We start from the raw sequence: 22,366 nt of genomic DNA, 5'->3' as shown, positions 1-22,366 counted from the left end.
TGAAAATCAGTTTGTTTTGAAGATAGTTTGTATTTAAAATATAGATTGTATCAATTTGACTGATTGTTATTATTTCTTAAAAAAAATAAGTTTAAAATGATTTTGTTTTTGTTAAATATTTTTATTTTAACTTATTTTAATAGTTTATTTGTTGTTTTTGTTTGTAAATATTGAATAAGTTGTAATTTTTTCACATTTTGCTTTGTGGTATTGATAAAGTTTTACAAATTTGTAAAGTCACAAAAATTAATTTGATATGAAGAAACTAACAACCAGTCTTATTGTTTTGGTATTGTCTTCATCTGTTGCTATTGCAAATGCTCAGCAGAAAAAAAGCGATACTGTTACACAGACAAAAGAGATTGAAGGTGTGGTGGTAACTGCACTTGGAATAAAAAGAGAGAAAAGATCTCTCGGTTATGCTACCCAAGAAGTAAAAGGGGAAGATGTGAATAAGAACCCTACTACTAACTTCTTAAATAACCTATCTGGTAAAGTTGCAGGTTTGGAGATTAAACAGAGTACAAACTTTGGAGGATCTATCAATGTGGTTACAAGAGGTTTTAAATCGCTATTGGGAGATAATCAGGCCCTCTTTGTTGTAGATGGGGTGCCTATTATGAACAAAAATATCAATACAGCTAGCCAGGCAACAGGTGGTGGTGGTTATGACTATGGAAGTTCAGTGTCAGATATTAACCCTAATGATATTGAAACTTTGAATGTTCTTAAAGGAGCGGCAGCAACAGCACTTTATGGTTCTAGGGCTCAAAATGGGGCAATCATTATTACAACGAAAAGAGGAAAGAGAAATAAAGAAGGTATTGGAATGGAGTTTTCTACTTCTATTACAATGTCTACAATAGATAAGTCTACATTCCCTACCTATCAGACTCAATATGGACAGGGATATACTGGAAACAGTTTTAGCAGTACATTATATCAGGGAAGTCCAAGAGTAGCTTTCGGAAACGATGCTTCATATGGATCTCCTTACGATGGATCAATGGTCTGGCAATATGGTGCATTTATTCCGGGATCACCTACCCAAGGACAGAGAACTCCATGGCAGATGGCAAAAAATGGTCCCATTAAGTTTTTCAACACAGGAACTAATTTCGTAAATAGCTTAGCGTTTAGCGGTGCCGATGACAAATCAAGCTATCGTTTAAGTTATACAAATACAGATGCAACAGATATTATGCCCAACAGTTCGCTGGTAAAAAATAACTTCAGTGGGAATGCATCATATAAGCTGACAGATAAATTGACTGCTAATCTTTATGCAAACTATATTACGCAGAAAACGATTGGCCGTAATACAACTGGTTATAATGATAATATCATGACTAATTTCAGGCAGTGGTGGCCTACAAATGTTGATATAAAAGATCAGGAATATTTATACCGTGCTTTCCAAAAAAATTACACATGGAATATGCGAGGTATTTCTGATTTAACTCCGGCATTTTGGGATAATCCTTATTTCCAGAGATACGAAAATTATCAAAATGACTCCAGAGATAGATTCGCAGGAAATTTTAGCCTAAGTTATGATGTCACGAAGGATATTAATCTATTGGTGAGAATGGGAAGAGATGGATATACCATGATTACTGAAGACCGAAAAGCAGTGGGGTCATATGCCGGAAATAGTTTTGGTTTAAATGGTGCGGTTAATCAGCCCTCAGGTTATGCAACAAGTCTTTATAAATTTTCTGAAACCAATTATGATTTTATAGGAACTTATAAAAAGAATATTACGGATGACTTTAATGTTAATGCATTGTTAGGGGGTAATATTAACGTACAGAAAACATATTCTAATCAGCAGTCAACCTCAGGAGGATTATATATTCCAGGTATTTATACTATTGCAAACTCGGCATCTGCGCCAGTTCGTCCGTTGATTTCTGACTTGACAAAGTACGTGTATGGAGTATTTGCCCAAGTTTCATTGGGGTATAAAAACACTTACTTTTTGGAAGGGACCTACAGAAGGGATCAATCTACAGCACTTCCTGATAATGATGCTGTATACTGGTATCCATCTTTATCTGCAAGTGTGGTGTTTTCAAACTTAGTGAAAGCGAATTGGCTAAGTTTCGGGAAAATTCGGGCTGCTTATGCAAAAGTAGGTTCTGATACTGCTGCTGATCAGCTGTTGAACAGATACTTTGCACAGCCATCCTACGGAGATATCCCTATATATGCTTATAATACCACTTTAAGAAATTTTGAACTTAAATCTCAGGGGCTTAAAAATTTTGAAGTTGGTATTGAAGCAAAAATGTTTAAAAACCGTTTTGGGTTTGATGTAGCTTGGTTCCAAAACAAAGCATATGATCAGATATTACCATTGCCAGTATCTTTTGCCAATGGAGCACTGGCGAAAACCCAAAATGCTGGTGAATTAACCACAAAAGGATTTGAGGTATCCATTAATGCAACCCCAATTAAATCAACTGATTTTTCCTGGGATCTTAGCTTAAACTGGTCTAATCCTTGGACAAAAGTAACAGCATTAGCACCAGGTATTGAAAATATTACAATAGGAAGACTGCAAGGAGGTGTTAGTATTAATGCCCCTCTGAATGGTGATTATGGATCAATCTGGACTTCTGATTATGTTTATGATTCAAATGGAAATCCTATCGTGGGAGCCAACGGAGCCTACTTGGTGACTGATACTCCTACTTATAATCAGGGAAGTTTCCAGGCTAAATGGACTGCAGGATTAAGCAACACAATCTCCTATAAAAATCTGTCATTAAGCTTTTTAATTGATTGGAAAAAAGGAGGTAAGGTATATTCTTTAGATCAATATTATGGATATGGAACAGGTATATATCCTGATTCTGTAGGATTCAATGATTTAGGTAATCCTATTAGAAATACACTAGCCAATGGTGGTGGTGTTATCCTGCCAGGAGTAATGGAAGATCCTAATAACCCTGGACATTTTATTACAAATACGATCAGGTTGGATAAATCTCAGTCCAGTCAGGTTTTGGGAACAGACCTTCCGGGAGCGGCTTATGTTTATGATGCAAGCTTTGTGAAATTAAGAGAAGTGGCTATTACTTACAGGTTTGATAAACATGTGTTTAATTCTAAATTTATACAGGGAATGTCTGTAAGTTTAGTAGGGAACAATCTCTGGATTATTCATAAGAATTTGCCATATTCTGATCCTGAGGCAGGCTTGTCTTCAGGGAATATTCAAGGATATCAATCAGGACCTATGCCGGCTACAAGAAATATCTCCTTTAATGTAAAAGTTAATTTCTAAAGAATATGAAAAAATATATATTAACACCAATATTAGCTCTGTTGTTTGTAGGTTGTACAACGGGTGATGATGTGAATCTAGATCAGCATGCCAACTATAATACAACCCAAGAGTCTTTGCTTACCTATGCGCAAAAAGAGCTCAGTGATTATATGAATACACCTAATGTTAATGAAAATAACTTTAGGCTTACAATGCAATACTGGCAAGAAACGATTTATGTAAATGAAAGTAATTATGATTTTACGAACAGAAACGTGTCAAATAATGTTTGGACGGATAACTATGTAAATGTATTAAAGAATTTAGATCAGGCAGAAAAAATAATCAATGCCTATGTTCCGGCACCTTCAGAACAGTCTGTCTGGCCAGGAAAGAAAAAAAATCAACTGGCTATCGTGGATATAATGAAAATCTTTACTTACCAGATTTTGGTAGATACCTATGGAGATATTCCTTATACCCAGGCATTAAATATTGACCTTTATCCGCTTCCTAAATATGATAAAGCAGCTGATATATACTCTTCATTGATTTCAAAATTAAATACGGATATAAGTAATTTGTCCAATAATGGTGGAACTTTTGGTAATGGAGATATATTTTACAACGGAGATATTTCAAAATGGAAAAAGTTTGGTAATTCCCTGCTGTTAAAATTAGGAATTGCTCTGGCGGATGTTAATCCAACTTTAGCCCAGTCTACTGTAAACCAGGCAATTTCTGGAGGGGTTATGACATCATCTAATGATAATTGTCAGTTTGCTTATTTGGATGCTTCTCCCAATCAAAATCCGATATTTCAGGAGACAGAATCAAGAGATGATTTTATTGCAGGAAAAACATTGGTAGATTATATGAATGCTACTATGGATAGTAGAATTGCTGAATATTATACCGATGTTGATGGCGTTTATCTCGGACAGGTAATAGGGGCTCCTGGAGAATTTTCAGAATTTTCAAATGCTGGTGATTTTGCTTATACAGCTACGACACCTGGGCTTATTATGACCTATACCGAAGTTGCATTTTACCTTACTGAAGCTGCAGCAAGATGGGGGATAGGAGGAGCGCCGGCTACTCTATATAATACAGCTGTTACATCTTCTTTTACAGATTGGGGATTAGCATCTGATGCTGCTGCCTATATTGCATCACATCCTTATAATGCAGCTAATTGGAAAAAATCAATTGGTGAACAGGCTTGGGTAGCAATGTATAATCAATCAGTGACTTCATGGAACTTCTATAGAAGATTAGATTATCCACAACTTGTAGCTCCTGCTACGGCAATTCCAAATGCAGGAGGGAAAGTTCCTGTGAGACTTCAGTATCCAGCTGCAGAAGCAACAACAAATGGAACGAATTATGCTGCTGCAAGTGCTGCCATTGGAGGAGATAAACTGACTACAAAAATTTTCTGGGATGTAAATTAATATTAATGATTTATTTAACATAACTAAACCGCCTTCAGGCGGTTTTTTATTTAATAATATCGTTTGTTTAATAATTAAATGGTATAATGTGGTTAACTAAATTAAATTATTTTTCTTAATTTTTTTAAATAGTAGTATTTTTTTTATGTATGTGGTTTTTTTAACTTATTTTTTTTGTTAATTATTATGTTTTATTGCTTGTTGGTGATAAATTTTTATTTTTTTTAACATTTTTGTTTGAATTATTGAATATAATCGACAAATTTGTGCGGATATAAAAATAATTGATATGAAGAAACTAACAGCAAGTCTTCTTGTTTTGGTATTGACTTCCCCTGTGGTAATGGTAAGTGCTCAGGAGAAGAAAGATACCATTAAAGCAAAAGAAATTGAAGGAGTAGTAGTAACTGCACTGGGCATTAAAAGAGAAAAAAAATCTTTGGGGTATGCATCACAGGAAATTAAAGGCAGTGCACTTACAGACGGAACAACAAATACCGGGAATATTGCAGCGCAATTATCAGGTAAGGTTGCCGGTCTTAATGTTACTACAAATAACAATTTTGGAGGATCTTCCAACCTCTTAATTAGAGGAATTAAGACACTGGGAGGAGGTAATCCTTTAATTGTTATTGATGGATCACCTGTTAATAATGCCAGTACCCGGGAAAATTCAATTGACTATGGGAATGCTCTTTCTGATATTAATCAGGAAGATATTGAATCCATTAATGTATTAAAAGGAGCCGCAGCCTCTGCCCTTTACGGTGAAAGAGGATTAAATGGAGTAATTGTTATTACCACTAAAAATGGAAAAGGAAAGGATGACGGTTCATGGGGGGTAACGTTCTCCTCTGCAATACAAGTGGGATTCATTGATAAATCTACTTTCCCTGAATACCAGACAAAATATGGAGCCGGTTATTCTCAAAAATTCGGTACACAGGCTTCCGATGGCTTGAATAATGCAAATTTTGGAGCAGATGCTTCTTGGGGCCCGAAATTTGACCCTAATTTATTGGTGTATCAGTGGGATTCATTCAATCCCCTGTCCCCAAATTATCAAAAAGCTACTCCTTGGGTAGCCGCTAAAAATGGGCCGATTAAATTTTTTGAAAATCCAGCCTCATATATTAATAGTGTTACATTAGAAAAAGGACAAAAAGGGAAAAACATTAGCTTTAATTATGAGAATATGATGTCTGATGGGTTAATACCTAACTCACATCTGAATAAAAATAATTTCTCTTTAAAGATTAATTATGATTTAACCCCTAAATTGCATTCTTCCTTTTATTCTACAATGACTTTACAGGAAACTAAAGGTAGAAGTATTACAGGGTATTCAAACAATATAGCTACCGGTTTCAGACAATGGTGGCAAACCAATGTGGATATTAAGGATCTGCAAAACTTATATTTTGCAAATGTAGATCCGCACATAGCCAATGCATCCAATAACTATGGTAATGTCACATGGAACAGAAAGTCTGCCGCAAACGGAGCTCCTGCGTATTGGAACAACCCATATTTCCAGGCCTATCAGAATTATTCTTCAGACAAGAGATACAGAAGTTTTACCTATGGTCAGTTAACATATGATGTGATTGATAACATTTCTGTTACCGGAAAAGTTTCTTATGACAGATCAAATCTTATGGCGGAAACGAGATTGGCTGTTGGATCTTTACCTCAGGCTTTTGGACAGTCAAATAACTCTATTGGTTCCGGATATGGAAGACGTGATATACTACAGACCGAGACCAATTATGACTTAATGGTGAATTATAAATTTGATATTACAGATAATATTAACCTTTCCGGAGTTGTAGGAGGAAATATACGTCGAAATTATTATAATTCAATCTATGCTTCTACAGAGGGAGGATTGATAGTACCTGGAATTTATGCTTTATCCAATTCTAAAAAAGCACCTTTGGCACCAGATGAAAATCAGTTTACAACCCAAACAAACTCAGGGTATGTTACCGCTTCATTTGATTTCTTTAAAAAATTCTATATAGATGGAACCTGGAGAGTAGACCAAAGTTCAACATTACCTGCGGGAAATAATGTTTATAACTATCCTTCTGTAACTGGTTCAGTTATTATGTCCGAAATCTTAAATACTAAGAGCTGGATGAATTTCTGGAAGCTGAGAGCAAATTATGCAGAGGTTGGAGGAACAGCAGATCCTTACCAACTTGCTAATAATTACAGATCTTCGGGGATTTTATCGGGGGTAGGAATATATAATTCAATTTTAAATCAACCAAATCCTAACTTAAAACCTCAGAGATCTAAGGAATTTGAAATAGGAACTGAAGCTCATTTCTTAAAAGACAGAATAACTGTCGATTTTGCCTATTATAAAACCAAAACAATCGATCAGATCATTTCTCTTCCTATTTCTTCAGGAGCTGGATTTACAGCTAAAATAATTAATGCAGGTAGAATTGATAATACCGGTTATGAAGTACAGCTGGGATTGGTACCTGTAAAATTAAAAGATTTCACATGGAATATTGATGTAAACTGGTCAAAAAATAAAAATGAAGTAGTGAGCCTGTACCCGGGAATCACCAACCTTTTATTAAACAGTTTTCAGGGAGGAGTCTCTTTAAATGCAAGAGTAGGAGAGTCTTGGGGAACACTGGTAGGTGCTGATTACACTTATTTAAATGGAGAAAAAGTAATTGATCCGAAGACAGGAAAATATTTGCAAAATCCTAATCAGGTGATAGGTAATACTACTCCAGACTGGATTGGAGGAATTAGAAATAGCTTCAGCTATAAAGGCTTCTCTTTAAGTTTCTTGATTGATATGCGTAAAGGAGGTGATATATTCTCAACAGATATGTATTATGGATTGTCATCTGGTCTGTATAAAGAAACTGCTGAAGGTGACTTTAGAGACAAACCTATTGTTGTACCTGGTGTTCTTCCTGATGGAACTCCAAATACTATTGCAATATCACAGGTTGATAACAGTGGCTCTACCGGGTACAAAACCCAGCCTGCACGCGAATTTGTTTATGATGGATCTTTTATTAAGCTAAGAGAGGCAAGTATTGGCTACATGCTTCCAAAGTCTCTGTTGGCAGGTACGAAGATTTATGATGCTAAGATTTCAATTGTAGGTAGAAATCTATGGATTATTCATAAAAATTTACCTTACGCTGATCCGGAAGCTATGGTGGGTGGAGGACTTAACTCTTACGGATGGTCCATTGGTTCAATGCCTACGACAAGAGATCTGGGTATTAATGTTACATTTAAATTCTAAATTACTTTAAAAATGAAAAATATTATAAAAATAAGTTTGGTGTCTGCATGTATTGGGTTGGCTTTAAGTTCATGCCAAAGTGATTTAACTTCTCTTAATGATGATCCTAAACATCCGTCAGTCCTTCCATCTGATAACTTATTAGCTACGGCCTTATATCAGTCATCTTATTATATGGATAACCCTAGTGTAAATTTTAATAATTACAGATTCTTTACACAACAATGGGCGGAAACTCAGTACCCGGACGAAACTCAATATAATTTGGTAACCCGTAATCAGCCTCGTAATCATTTTAACAGAATGTATGTTTACAGTATTAACAACTTGAAACAAGCAAAAGTGAATCTGATGAATGAAGTAGAGACGGATGATATACGTACCAATAAGTTGGCAACCTTAGAAATTGAAGAAATCTTTATTTGGGAAAATATTGTGGATACTTATGGGGATGTTCCTTATTCTGAAGCTTTCAAACCAGATGAGATTTTAACCCCTAAATACGATGATGCTAAGACAATTTATCTTGACTTGATTAAAAGAATCGATGCTGTTACTGCTACTATAAAGCCTGCAGCTACGGGTTACAGTGATTTGGTTTACGGAGGTAATATGGCTAAATGGAAGAAATTGGCTAACTCTATTAAATTAAGACTGGGGATGAATTTAGCAGATGTTGATCCTGCATTGTCGAAATCGACTGTTGAATCTGCAATTGCCAGTGGTGTTATTTCTTCTGATGATGATGCTTATAAATTTAAATATGATGGCGGAACTTTTTCGAATCCGGTATTTGATAATTTAGTGGCTTCAAATAGAAATGATTTTTTACCTAGTGAATTAACAATTAATACGATGAGCGCTCTTTCCGATCCAAGAATGGATGTATGGTTTACAAAGATTACAGGAGGAGTATATAAAGGAGGCGTTTTTGGAGAATTAAATGATCCATATACCAACTTCTCTCAATTAAGCGCCTATTTCAGGAGTGCTACTGCAGCATCTAATCTGCTTAGTTATGCGGAAGTGGCCTTCTTAAAAGCTGAGGCTGCTGCAAGAGGATATTCTGCAGGAGGTACTGCAGTAGAGCTTTATGCAGCTGCTGTGAAGGAGTCTATGAGAGAGAATGGAATAAGCAGTACCATTGCAGATGCGTATGTGGTTGCACACCCTTATAATCCGGCAAACTGGAAACAGTCTATAGGTGTACAGGCTTGGATTGCCATGTTTAATAAAGGTTTTGCCAGCTGGAACTTTACAAGACGTTTGGATTATCCTATTCTTGTGAATCCTCCAAAATCTAACTTATCTTCAGTGCCTTACAGAATGCCTTATTCTGATCAGGAATATGTATTGAACGGAGCAAACGTTAAAGCTGCAGGAGATAAAATAGGTGGTGATAAAGCAACAACTAAGCTTTTCTGGGATAAGAATTAACACATATTTTAATAAACATTCATATTATACCGCCTTCGGGCGGTTTTTTTATTTCCGTATATTTGTACTTCAAAATTTTGAAATAAAATGCAGGCTATTACAGGTGGCCTTTGAAAAAATAAGTATGAACCCATGAATATTAAAGATATTATAGAGCAAAAACTTTCGGAAGTCATTTTAAATGTATATCAGTTAAAAGACATTAAGCTGGAAGTTCAGGAAAATAAAACGGAATTTGAGGGCGATTTTACCATCGTTACTTTTCCATTGGTAAAGCAGCTGAAAAAGAATCCTGAAAGCATCGGGGTTGAATTAGGGGAGGCTTTGACAGAGCAGACGGAGCTTTTCGAAAGCTTTAATGTGGTAAAAGGTTTCCTTAATGTTAAGGTGAAAAATCAATTGTTTGTGGATAATTTCAGATCCGTAAGTGAAAATTTCTTTACAATAGAAAAGAAAAACGCTACGGTAATGGTAGAATATTCTTCACCGAATACTAACAAGCCATTACACTTGGGGCATATCAGAAATAATTTATTAGGATTCTCTGTTGCTCAGATTTTAAAAGAGGCTGGATATGATGTAATCAAAACTCAGATTATTAATGATAGAGGAATTCATATCTGTAAATCCATGCTGGCATGGGAGAAATTTGGGAACGGAGAAACGCCTGAAACGACTAATACCAAAGGCGATAAATTTGTTGGAAACTATTATGTGGAATTTGACAAAAACTATAAAAAAGAAATTGCAGAGCTTGTAGAGCAGGGCGTAGGAGAGGAGCAGGCTAAAAAAGAGGCTCCGGTAATGAAAGAAGCTCAGAAAATGCTTTTGGACTGGGAAAATGAAGATGAGAAAGTAAGAGCGCTTTGGGCAGAAATGAATTCATGGGTTTATAAAGGATTCAATGAAACGTATAAAAGATTAGGCGTTGACTTTGATCAGGTTCAGTATGAAAGCAATACTTATATTTTAGGGAAAGATCTTATTCAGGAAGGGTTGGATAAAGGGGTTTTGTATCAGAAAGAAGATGGTTCTGTGTGGTGTGACCTTACCGATGAAGGTCTTGATCAGAAGTTACTGCTTCGTTCAGATGGTACTTCTGTTTACATGACTCAGGATCTTGGAACAGCTGTAGAGCGCTTTAAAGATAACAATATTCAAAAGTTGATTTATACTGTTGGAAATGAACAGGATTATCACTTCCAGGTTTTATTTAAAATTATGAAAAAGCTTGGATATTCATGGGCTGATCAGTTATTCCACCTTTCTTATGGTATGGTTGAACTTCCGGAAGGAAAAATGAAATCCCGTGAAGGAACCGTTGTGGATGCAGACGACCTGATGGCAGAAATGCATGAAACAGCAAAATTAAAAGCTATAGAACAAGGAAAACTTGAAGGTCTCTCAGAAGAAGTAAAAGTAGCTTCTTATGAAATTATTGGAATGGGAGCACTCAAATATTTCATGCTGAAAGTGGATCCTAAGAAAAAGATGTTGTTCAATCCGGCAGAAAGTATTGAATTTAATGGAAATACAGGACCGTTTATTCAATATACCTACGCTCGTACGCAGTCTTTGCTGACAAAAGCAGATTACCAGTATAAAGAAATCTCGGATGTAACTTTAAACCAGTATGAAAAAGAACTGATCATGCTTTTGGCTAGCTACAAAACAATTGTTGAAAGAGCAGCAGAAGCATTGAGCCCGGCCCTGGTTGCCAATTATGTTTATGATCTGGCTAAATCTTATAATTCGTTCTACCAAAGTAATATTATTCTGAAACTGGAAGATGAAAATTTAAAACAATTCCGTTTAAACCTTTCAGATCTTACAGCAAAAACAGTTAAAAAATCATTAGCTCTTCTCGGTATCGGAACCGTAAACAGAATGTAAAAATAGAAATCCTCCTGAATTTGGACTGCCCCCAAAAAGTTAGACACTTTTTAGGGGCATTTTTTTATGTATAGAAAAGAAAAATTTAGCGTTGCTTTCAAGTTAGAATGTATTAATCTTCACAAAAATTCTCATTGTTCAATTAAATCTATAGCAACAGAGAAAGGATTTAATGAAAGCAATCTGCGCAAGTGGATTGGTTTTTATAACAAGTACGGAATCTCGGGACTATACCCTCGAAAAAACATGAGTTATTCCGTGAATTTCAAATTTAAAGTTCTAAAAACCATCGAAACAGAACATATCTCACAAAGGGAAGCATGTATCCGATTTAATATTGCAGCTCAGTCTACCGTGTTGAATTGGCAAAGGGATTACGAAAAAAGTGGTATTTTAGGGTTAAAGAACACCCCCAAAGGAAGACCCGTCATTATGAGTGATTACAAACGTAAAAAAAGAAAGTCTGATAAGCCATTGACCAGAGAAGAAGAACTTTTATTGGAAAACGAAAGGCTTCGAGCTGAAATTGATTTTCTAAAAAAAGTTAGACGCCTTAACTCTCAAAAAGAACAAGCAGAGGCCATCGAAGGATTAAGGCGAAAATATGATCTGTCACTTCTGTTGGATTGTACAGGTATGGCCAGAAGCAGTTTTTATTACCATCAGAAAGCTCTTGACAAAAAAAGATAAATATGGAGAAATAAAAACTTTGATAAAACAAATTTATCATAGGCATAGAGGTCGGTTTGGATACCGTCGTATTACTTTGATTATGAAACAACAAGAAATTGTAATTAATCATAAAACGGTATTAAGACTGATGAAGTCCCTGGGATTGAAAAGTATAGTTAGGGTTAAAAAATACAGATCCTACCGGGGAGAGCAAGGCAGGATAGCACCCAATATTCTGGAGAGAAACTTTAAGGCAGATCAGCCAAACAGAAAATGGGCCACTGATGTGACAGAATTTAACGTTTCGGGCAGTAAATTGTATCTTTCGCCAATAATTGACCTTTACAATGGCGAGATTATCAGTTACGATCTCTCAGAAAGGCCTGCCTTTGCGCAGGTTGTGAATATGCTCAAAAAAGGATTCAGAAAAATTAAAAATACTGAAAACCTCATTATACACTCTGATCAAGGCTGGCAATATCAGATGAAAGCCTATCAGCACCTGTTAAAAGAAAAAGGCATTATCCAAAGTATGTCCCGCAAAGGAAACTGTCTGGATAATGCAGTAATAGAAAACTTCTTTGGAACTTTAAAATCTGAAATGTTCTATACTAAGAAATTTAAAACCATTGATGAGCTCAAAAAAGAAATAAAGAAGTATATCAATTATTACAATAACGACAGGATAAGACTTAATCTAAAAGGAAAGAGTCCGGTACAGTACCGAACTCTTTCATATAATAATATTGTTTAATTTTGTCTAAACTTTTGGGTGCAGTCTAATTTCAGGAGGATTTTTTATATCAATTAATGGGTTCTCATGCTAAGCAATTCGAATCGAGCATCTCAAAATCCCGCATTTTATGTCTCATCATCGGACTCACTATGCATCTGCCTCAAACTATCTGCATACAACTTAGCCGGAGTCCATCGCGCATGTTTGGAGAGTGTGACTTTATATCCCTTTTTATAAGTGTAAACCTTGGTGAATTCAGCACCGAAAAATATCAGCATACAGGAATAATTGATCCACATCATGATCAGGATAACTGTTCCGGCTGCACCAAAGGCTGAGGTAGGTTTTACCTGGTTAAAATAAAGGCTTAATAAGAATTTTCCGAGGGTAAATAAAACGGTTGTCAGAAATGCGCCTTTCCATACAGGTTTCCAGCTAATCAAAACATCGGGTAACACTTTAAACATCAGAGCAAATAATAGCATCACCAGACCAAAACCCACCGCAAAATTGACAAGCTCTACCAGCATATAGGTTTCAAAACCAAAATATTGAGTAATGATTGTATTGAACAGACTGATCAGAGAAGACAAAATCATAGTGATCATCAAAAGAAATCCCAGGATAAGAATCATGCCTAAAGAATTCGCTCTGTCCAGTAGGAATTTAACCAGTGCTTTTTTGGGAGCAGCTTCTACTTCCCAAAGTGTATTCAATGAATGCTGAAGCTGAAAGAAAAGTGTTGTAGAACCAAAAACCAATGAGCCTACTCCTACCGCTTTCATAAAAATATTTTTTTTGTCAATCAGGGCCCCAGCCAGCATTCCTTCAATACTTTTTGCTACATCCGGTCCCATAATACCGCTGATCTGGGTACTGATCTGTCCGCGGATGGCTTCTTCACCAAAGAAATTTCCAAGTACCCATATAATAATGATCAATAATCCCGGGATTGAAAAGATAGCATAATAGGCAAGACTTGCTGAATCTTTAGATGCAGAAGAATTGTTCCATTCTGTAAATGTGTCTTTCAGAACCTCCCAGAAAAATTTGATGGTTTTGATCATACTAAAAAGGATATCCGATGGCAATATTTAAAACAAGATTATCTTTTCTCCAGCTTGGATCTCCGAAGTTAATTTTATCGAAGGCCCATCTGTCTCCTTTTTGATAATAAGGAACTCTCAGTGGCATTGCAAGATCCAGTCTTAAGATCAGGATAGAAAAATCCAGCCTCAGACCTACTCCGGCTCCCACCGCAATTTCATTTAAAAAATCTTTTGAAAACTTAGCCCCCGGTCTCGTGGAATCGTCATGAAGAAGCCATATATTTCCGGCATCCACAAAAACGGCTGCATTTAAAAACTTATAAAGATTGGCGCGGTATTCCGCATTTAATTCCAGTTTAACATCTCCGGACTGATCAAAATAAGAACCTTCCGGTATGGTTCTCGGATCAAAGCTTCCCGGTCCTAATGTTCTCGCACGGAAGGCTCTGATACTGTTACTCCCTCCTGAGAAAAATTGCTTGGAGAAAGGTATAAACTCAGAATTTCCGTATGGATAAGCGATTCCTCCAATGAATCTCGTTGCTAATGAAGACTTTTCAGTGAACTTATGATAGAACCTGAAATCATTTTCAATTTTTACATACTGGCTGAAAGGAATTCCAAATATTTTCTTTTCCTTATCTTTTTTTACATCGGCACCCGTAACCAATCCTGTAATATTTCCTGCCAGATCAAGTGTCCCCTTATAATAAATGGTATTGGTCTTAGGATACATGGTATTGGTGTAGGTGTAAGAATAGGTTGGACCGAAAATCAACTGTCTGTCTACAACTCTTCGCATAGCAGGATTTGTTGCAGAGATAGAATCATATAAAGCGGTGACCTTTGCCGGAGAGACTAATGTAATATCAATCACCTTCAATTCATGTTCTTTCCTCGCATTTTCTTTCCATAAATATCCGAATGACCCGGTGAAATTATTAAGCGTGTAATACTGTGTTCTGTTTTGGAATTCATATCCCAATGTGATATTGGTTCTGGGAACAAACTCACTGGAAGAATGAAAACGGAATGGTGCCACAATTCTCGGAATAGAAAGCTGTACATTCGTTCCTGCACGGAAAATATTATTGGCATTCTGAGCGCCTCCCATCTGGAAATCAAAAGCCCCGTAGATCGCAGCTTTAAATTGTTCTGCTCCCCGGAAAAAATTTCGGTGAGTCCAGTTGAGATTCAGTTCACTTCCTGCATAATTCGCTGAGTTTGTTCTTCCCAGTGCTTCCAGACGAAGGGATTGGATTTGTCTCGGGGTTAATAAATAATAGGCATCAAATTTATGGCTTAAAGAATCAGATACGATAAACTCATTCTTTACAAACTTGAAAACACCCAGACTGATCAGCCTGTTCAGGGTAAGATTATGATTGGAGCGGTTATACAGATCTCCCTGTTTGAAATATAATGCCCTGTCAAAAATCTTTGGTTTGAATTTATGCTGTGGATCAATTACATAAATATCATCGAAAGCATATTTCGAAAGAGAGTCTTTATTCATAGGGATGCTGTACTTACCGTCTTTTACATCCTGAATGTTGTAGTTAGGAAATACAATTACTTTATCAATGCTGAACTGCTGAGTCGCTAAATCCGGGGTATTGTCTTTCAGTTTTACGTTAAGTTCAACCTTATGATTTTTGCTTACTGTACTGTCTGCCTGTACAATAATATTATCCGGATGAAAATAATAAAAGCCTCTTTCCTTTAACCTGTTATCAATTCTTTCTCTTTCTGCTTTAATGACATCAAGGTCAAAAGGTCTGCCGTTTTTGAGAAGGGTTTTATCGGCAAAACTCTGAATTTCATGATTGACCAACGTAGAATCTTTCTGAAACTTCACTCCATCAATAAGGTATCGTGAACCTGGTCTCACGGTGTATATAACCTGGGCTTTTTTATTCTTTGAAACCGTATCATAAGTAGCTTTAGCATTAAAATACCCTTTGTTTTCAGAATAATTTTCAATAATATCTTTATTGAATTCTCTGTCTACATCACCTAATAAAACTGGTTTTTCACCCACTTTATATTTCAGCCAGTAATTAAAGCCTTTGTCTTTTTTGGGCTCTTTAGCTATGTTATAGAAATACAGCTTTGGGCGCATTCCTAAAAATGTGGAATTGGGTTTAGGAGTGAGATTCGCTTCCAATGCAGCCTGCAATTCTTTTTTTTCCTTTTTCGAAATCGTATCGTTTTCAATCTTTACTTCAGCTCCTGTGTAGAGCATCTGGCCCTCTTTCAAAAACCTGGTATTGCTGCACGAAATCACCGTTGATGCCATTCCGGAAACCAACAGATACTTACAATATATATGGAACTTATTACTCATTATTTAAATTCTACCACTTGGTTATTTTGATTCTTTTTCGGTTTTTTCTCTTTGGATTTCTGGAAAATCTCCCGGAATTTGTCATAATCCAACGTAATAATGAATCCGACTCCGGTTTCTATGATCTGCCCCTGAAGAGCCACCTGATATTCATCCTTACGATAAGCACGCAGCATATATCTACCGTCTTTGGAAAGACTGTAATCTACAGAAACATTCCCTGCAATATTGGTCATGTTTTCATTCTGACGGGCCTGGCCTTCCAGTCCGAAGTTGCTTCCCACCGTTACTTTCAGTCGGTCATTCAGTAATTTTTTACTGATATCCACATTCAGATCGGTTCTCGTATTTTTCTCCCCGCTGGAATAATCTTCTGAAGAATCAAGACCAAAATTAAGATCGACTCCTTTAATCAGACCTGCCGCGAGGTTATTCAATTGCTGAGAAAGGATTTTACTCACACTCTGTCTTGCCATGGTCTCCGCAGACATTCCTGCTCCGCTTTCAAATGGATTCTCTCCTATAAACCGGTTCAGAAGCAATAAGGCAAAAACCTGCTTATTCAGTTCTGATTCCTGGGTTCTGACCTGAGCGAGTTTCTGGTCAATAATATCTTTTACATTGGTGGACACGGCGTTATTTTTTTCATCCGTGGTAATATCGAAAGTGAGCTGAGGTTTCAATAGTTCACCTTTCATTTTCAATAACGCATTGAAAGGAACCCTTTGTTTAAACTGATTGATTGTGGAGGCACTTTCACCACTGATCTGCTGTTCTACAAGGTCAATAGGCGGAGCTTCTGTTTTGTACACGGCTGTAATATCCATCTGAGCCATTGTAGGTTCACCGGTCCAGGTAATAGTACTTCCTTTCTGGATGTCAAATTTACGTTTCAGGAAGCTTACAGAGAGATCGTAGCTTCCCTTGTCTACTTCATACACTCCTACCAGTGTGGTTTTCCCTGACGGATCTATTCCTCCGGTTAATTCTGCCTCGCCCTGAAGCTGTACAAAATCACCATTGGCTTTATCAATAATTAATGAAAGTTTTGCTTCTTTGCTGACCTCAATATTAACACTTACATCCATTCCTTTGATACGGCTCTGTGCATTAAGTGAGTCTGCTTTAATTGTTTTATTCAAAACTACCTGATCCTGGTCTACAAACTCTACAATGCCGTCTCTTTCCTGTAAAGAGGGGCTGGATTGTGGAAGAACAAAAGTGAAGTCCGTATTGTCAGCTACGCTTAACCTTCCGTCAACTTTTGGAAGATCAAGATTTCCACGGATATGAAGACCTGCATCAATGGCAAGAATACCATACATAATTGCATCGTTGGATTTCTCAGAATTAACTACTTTAAAATCTTTTGCATTTACATTAAGGTTAAAAGCAAAATCCCTATAGGTTTGAGTAAGAACCTGCCCGTCCACCACAAGGGCGTTACCGTCTTTATCTTTTACTTTAAATTTATCAAACTCAATTCCGCGGCTGGTAAAATCTATTTCATCGCTCAGATGTCTGAAATCGCTTCCTGTTTTGGCAATTTCGAGTCCGGCATCATTGAATTTTACTTTTCCTAAAATATTCGGTTGATCACTGGTCCCTGTAATCTTTAAGTTTCCTGAAAGATAGCCTTCCGTATTGGTAATCGCGTTCATGGAGAATCCCTGGATACTCTTCATCTGAAGCTGGTTGATCGCCATATTCAGATCGAAAGTCCTGGATGAGGTATTGTAATCTCCCAGGATTTTTACATCATTGTTATTTCCGGAAAGAGCGATATCGGCATTTAAAACATTCGGTGAAGCATTGTTCACTTTTACTGCAAGATTTCCAACAGGACTTCCATAGACAATTAAATCTGAAATATTCAAGTCAGAAGTAAAGGTCATTTTTTTAGTCACATCACGAAGCTGAGCGGTTCCGTTAATAGTACCTCTTGCAAGTACCGTATCTTTTTTAATAAGTTCCGTAATGGTTTCAATCTTAAAATCTTTCAACGAAATATTTAAAGGACTGCTGGGATTGTTGTTTTCCGACTGAACAGCAATTTCACTGCTTCCGTTAGATAAAATAAAGTTATCCGCCAGAATTCCTTTGCTGCTGATCTGGATTTTATTGTTTTCGGCAACATTCCAGTCAGTGTAATTCAGTTTTAAGCCATTGGGATTAAGTGATATTTCGGTAATGTCATTAAGGGATTTTGCACTTCCTGCAATCAGGAACCGCGTGGCATCCTTTTCATCTTTTGTTGTGACATTGTATCGGATTGTGTTATCCGCAACATCGCCGTCAATGTTGATTTTGTTTAAAGAAAAGCTTGAGCTTTTTAAAGCAGCAACATTCAGGCTGTACTGCAGCGCCTGATTTTCATTAGTGACTTTCAAAGCTCCTTTTTCAATAGAATTTTCACCGTATAATAATCGCGGAATCTGTCCGTCTATTTCAATTTTCTGAGAGTCAGCATCATAGTTTCCTGCTAAATTTATGGTTTCAAAATCTTTCAGATCGGGTACAAACTTCCTGATCAGATCATCATTTTTGATTTTGGCCGTAAAGGTAAAATGCTGTCCCGGATCAATCTTCTGACTTTTATCCGGTTTCTGGAATTGATAATACTGATTCACAGTTTGCGTTAAAGCCCCAAAAATCTGAGTGAGCTTATATTTTCCTTTCAGTTCCACATCAGCAATTTGGGAATTGAAAATAATCTGTGTGGAATCCTGAGTAGATGATGCTTTCAGATTGACTTCCTGTACGGGATACACTTCCTTGGTATCTGAAAAAGCGAAATCTTTAAGGTTGAGATATCCGTTCAGATTATTCGGATCTAAACTGGTGAAATCACCATCAATTTTTCCGGCAATAATCATTGGTTTTTCATAGAAACCAAGCTTGTTGACATCCAGTTTGATGACTTCTCCATTCACTTTTACCGTTGGATTTTTTTCGTCATAAACTCCGGAAGCAGTCAGCTGTAAGCTGGCGTTCGGATCTTTTGAGTCCAAAAGAATATGATATGCTCCTTTATTGATCTTTCCGGTAAGGTTCATATTCTGATAGCGGTATCCCTTGTAGACGGCAGAAGCTACACGGCCCTTTAAATCTGCAGTGGCATTTTTAAAATCAAAACTTTCTCCTTTCGCTGCAATCTGCGCAGTGACAGGACCAATATCTTTATTCTGAATGATTTTTCCAACCTGTATCCCCTGAAGGTTAGCTTTTATGTCATACAGTTCGTGATTTTTTCTACGCATGTCTACCTGTGCGATGACAGCCGCATTCCCAAGAGTAGAGTAGAGGTTCAGATCGGTATTCACTACTTTTGTTGTCCCTTTTGCATTTCCTTTGATGCTGAAATGGGAAGGAAGGGAGATATTGGAAGGAATTGTATTTTTAGGGACAAGATTGAATATCGTTTTGGCACTGGAAGACAATTCACCGATTCTCAGATCATAATATAACTGGTTCGGATTCATCGCATTCCTGATTTTTCCGGAGGCCATTACCCTCAGCTGATCCAATCCGGAAACTTTAAGATCCTGAATCAAAAGATCATTGACGCTCCCTTTTACATTGGCATTTATGTTTAAAATGGCATTTGGATATTTGTTGAATGGTACCGTATTTCTTAAAGTCGGAGCCAGATTCAGAATATCTGAGAATCCGATTTTTGAATCTTTGATATTGGCCGAAATTTTTACAGCACCTAAGTTTGAACTCAGCTGATCAATGGAGTTATAGTTTAAAATAACCTCATCACGCAATAGGGTTTTCGGGGTTTGAAGATAAAGATCTTTTAGATAAGCCTCTTTTTCAGCATACACAAAATCCGTATTGAATTTCTGGATATCCAAACCCCTGCCTTCCTGGATTTCCGCAGTATTTACTGTTCCTGCGAAAGTATTATTCTCCATTTTGAAACTTCTCACCTCAACATTCATTTTTGAAAAATTAAGATGATTGAAGTCCATACCCTGCTTGGTAGGAGCAATCGCAGTGTTATTATAGGTCGCTTTTACATCATTCAGAACAAGTTTTCCTAAAAGAAGTTTTATTGCTTTATCCTGATCGGAGACTTTTGAAACCTCCGGCTCTTTTGTTTTTTTCGGATTGGCATTCTGAGCCGGAAGAAAAAGGTTGGCATTAATATCTGCACCCGAAAGGAATACATTGGCAATATTGTACGTATTGTTTTCAAGATCAAGCTTATTGACCTTTGTGCTCAGTTCTTTGAAGATAACTTTTGCAAATGTTTTGGTATTTTCATCACCGTAATCAATATCGAAATGGGTAAGCTTAATGCCTCTCAATCCAATACTCATCGGCTTTTTTTCATTGAGGGAATCTACTTTTTTCTCTACCTTTTTGGCAACTTCTTCTACAAGGTCCTGCTTTAGCTTTAATTTTAATCCGTCAAGATTAATATCATTGACAGCATAGTTGTTTTTGCTAAGATCAAAAGTTTTAACTCTCGTATCGAACGATTTAAAATAGAGCTGAATATCATTCTTCGACTGCTGGTCGTTGAAGGTAACACCAATGTCTTTTAAATTGATTTTATCAAGAGAAATAATAAAAGGTTTGGAAGGACTTTCTTCTTTGTCGTTTGTGGCAAAGGCATCGATGATATAATCAAAATTAAATTTGCCGTCCGGTTTCCGTACAACATGGGCACGGGCTCCTTCCATATTGACTGAAGTGATATCTGCCGTAGAATTGAGAAGTTTCAGCATATGTAAACCTACATCCAGTTTTTTTACCGCCAGAAGAGTATCTACGTCCTGGCCTTTGAGATAAAGGTTTTCCATGACAAGACTGTTGGGAAATCCGATGTAAACTCTTTCAAGGCTTACAGGAGTTTTGATTTTTTTCTCAAGGTAAACAATCAGTTTGTCTTTAATGAAGTTCTGAACGGCAGGAAGCCTTAAGCTTAGTATCAACAGGGTAAGAAGAACCAATATTGAAATAAAGGTTATTGCAATACGCCTTAAGAGTTTTGTGGTGTTGATTTTCAGTTTCAAATGCGATGTGGTTTCTAACAAAGATAATAATACTATTTTATTTGGTCTTTGTTGTGGTACCCTTTTGCATATGCAAAAATCCTGCCTTGACCGTCTTTTTATGGAATTTTCTAGTTTGTAGTTGTCAAGTGAATAGTTGAGTAAGACGAATCAAGGCAAGAATTGGTATTGTAAAAAACGCCCCCTTTTTATCATTTTTTTAATGTTGAAAAGGTTAGTTAGCAAAAATGAAAATTCAAATGTTAGTGTAGTAAAGGGGGCGTGGCATGGTTTATATGATAGATAATAAGTTTTTAGTCGTTTCCGTTTTCCCATTTCACTTCTTCTCCCTGAGGTGCTGCTCCGCCTTGTGCAGCTGTTATAGGAGCGGTTTCCTGGTTGATATGGTAAATATAGGCTGCAATTTTTTCAGCATCTCTTCCGGTAATGGTTCCTTCCTTGATGAAAGGTCTCATGGTAGGATTGTTGGGAGAACCGTTTTCGAGCATCCAGAATACATTTTTAAACAGGCTTTTTTCTTTAATATTAATCCAATGGGTGTCGGTAAGGTTGGGGCCTATACCTCCTTTTCCTCCATCTCCGTGGCAGGTAACACAGTTTGTTTTGAAGAGCTCCTGTCCTTCTGCAATATTATCAGCACTGTATTTGGCAGATTCCAGATTGATCTGTGGGGCGCTTTTCTCGTATTCTTCGATGGAAGCTAACATGGTTTTTGCCTCTTTGGTATATTCTACATCCGGGTGGGCATAATCTGTGAAAGAGAAGGCTACCAGATATACGGCACAGAAGATACACCCGAACCAGAACAGACCGATCCACCATTTTGGAAGAGAATTGTCAAGCTCTGTGATTCCGTCAAAACCATGGTCGATAAGGATATCTTTTTCTTCCGTAGCGGTTTGTTTTTTGAAGGCGGAATTCCATAATTTCTGATAATAAGGAATCTTTTTTTCTTCCAGGTATTGTTTTTTCTCCTCTTCTGATAATCTGCTGAAACTTTCATTTTCCACCAGATCTCCAATTGAGTTCATGATCAGCAGGAGAATAATGGCAATCAATATCAGCGCCCAGAAAAAAGGAGAAGAAAAATATCCTGAATCTCCGGCGAACATTTCAAAGGCCATGATCGTTAAACCTATCGTTGTTGCGATATATATTGAAATTGGGGTTCTCGTTTTCATTGCATTACAA

Annotated in this window: 11 protein-coding genes and 1 pseudogene; 8 read left to right on the top strand and 4 right to left on the bottom strand. The window is 36.8% G+C overall.

Going from position 1 to position 22,366, the window contains the following annotated elements; translation table 11 throughout:
- The first annotated feature begins 256 nt into the window (after nucleotides 1–256).
- The 8 genes and pseudogenes from AC3FI7_RS12860 to AC3FI7_RS12825 all read left to right on the top strand — a co-directional run bounded on the left by AC3FI7_RS12860 (nucleotide 257) and on the right by AC3FI7_RS12825 (nucleotide 12,770).
- Nucleotides 257–3,292, top strand: a complete 3,036-nt coding sequence (locus AC3FI7_RS12860) for a SusC/RagA family TonB-linked outer membrane protein (protein ID WP_142723826.1) — start codon at nucleotides 257–259, stop codon at nucleotides 3,290–3,292.
- A 5-nt stretch (nucleotides 3,293–3,297) separates the two neighbouring features.
- A complete protein-coding gene (locus tag AC3FI7_RS12855) occupies nucleotides 3,298–4,728 on the top strand; it encodes a SusD/RagB family nutrient-binding outer membrane lipoprotein (protein ID WP_491460257.1) in 1,431 nt (476 codons plus the stop codon).
- Between the two features lie 289 nt (nucleotides 4,729–5,017).
- Nucleotides 5,018–8,014: a SusC/RagA family TonB-linked outer membrane protein gene (locus tag AC3FI7_RS12850; protein ID WP_142723828.1), complete on the top strand. Its 2,997-nt coding sequence runs from the start codon at nucleotides 5,018–5,020 to the stop codon at nucleotides 8,012–8,014.
- 12 nt (nucleotides 8,015–8,026) lie between these two features.
- Complete coding sequence (locus AC3FI7_RS12845) at nucleotides 8,027–9,451, top strand: SusD/RagB family nutrient-binding outer membrane lipoprotein (protein WP_491460256.1); 1,425 nt, start codon at nucleotides 8,027–8,029, stop codon at nucleotides 9,449–9,451.
- Nucleotides 9,452–9,583: 132 nt separating this feature from the next.
- Entirely contained in the window at nucleotides 9,584–11,344 is a 1,761-nt protein-coding gene (argS, locus tag AC3FI7_RS12840) for an arginine--tRNA ligase (protein WP_491460255.1), read from the top strand.
- Between the two features lie 66 nt (nucleotides 11,345–11,410).
- Nucleotides 11,411–11,527 (top strand): annotated as a pseudogene (locus AC3FI7_RS12835) (hypothetical protein); the annotation flags it as partial.
- A 63-nt stretch (nucleotides 11,528–11,590) separates the two neighbouring features.
- Entirely contained in the window at nucleotides 11,591–12,034 is a 444-nt protein-coding gene (locus tag AC3FI7_RS12830; protein WP_491462095.1) for a helix-turn-helix domain-containing protein, read from the top strand.
- Nucleotides 11,949–12,770, top strand: a complete 822-nt coding sequence (locus AC3FI7_RS12825; protein ID WP_491460254.1) for an IS3 family transposase — start codon at nucleotides 11,949–11,951, stop codon at nucleotides 12,768–12,770. The genes AC3FI7_RS12830 and AC3FI7_RS12825 overlap by 86 nt, the downstream gene beginning before the upstream one ends.
- Nucleotides 12,771–12,877: 107 nt before the next feature.
- Here AC3FI7_RS12825 and AC3FI7_RS12820 read toward each other — a convergent pair whose 3' ends face one another.
- From AC3FI7_RS12820 to AC3FI7_RS12805, 4 genes are all read right to left on the bottom strand, one after another.
- Nucleotides 12,878–13,819 carry a YihY/virulence factor BrkB family protein gene (locus AC3FI7_RS12820; RefSeq protein WP_343659784.1) on the bottom strand — a complete coding sequence of 314 codons (942 nt, stop codon included), beginning with the start codon at nucleotides 13,817–13,819 and terminating at the stop codon, nucleotides 12,878–12,880.
- A 1-nt stretch (nucleotide 13,820) separates the two neighbouring features.
- Nucleotides 13,821–16,148: a translocation and assembly module lipoprotein TamL gene (gene tamL, locus AC3FI7_RS12815; protein WP_343659782.1), complete on the bottom strand. Its 2,328-nt coding sequence runs from the start codon at nucleotides 16,146–16,148 to the stop codon at nucleotides 13,821–13,823.
- Entirely contained in the window at nucleotides 16,148–21,175 is a 5,028-nt protein-coding gene (locus tag AC3FI7_RS12810) for a translocation/assembly module TamB domain-containing protein (protein WP_491460253.1), read from the bottom strand. The genes tamL and AC3FI7_RS12810 overlap by 1 nt, the downstream gene beginning before the upstream one ends.
- Before the next feature lie 293 nt (nucleotides 21,176–21,468).
- Nucleotides 21,469–22,356, bottom strand: coding sequence for a cbb3-type cytochrome c oxidase N-terminal domain-containing protein (locus AC3FI7_RS12805; RefSeq protein ID WP_142723834.1), 888 nt, complete (start codon nucleotides 22,354–22,356; stop codon nucleotides 21,469–21,471).
- Nucleotides 22,357–22,366 lie beyond the last annotated feature (10 nt).

This window comes from Chryseobacterium sp. TQ-BC-N36 (genome assembly GCF_058382295.1).
This window is presented reverse-complemented; position numbering and strand designations above follow the sequence as displayed.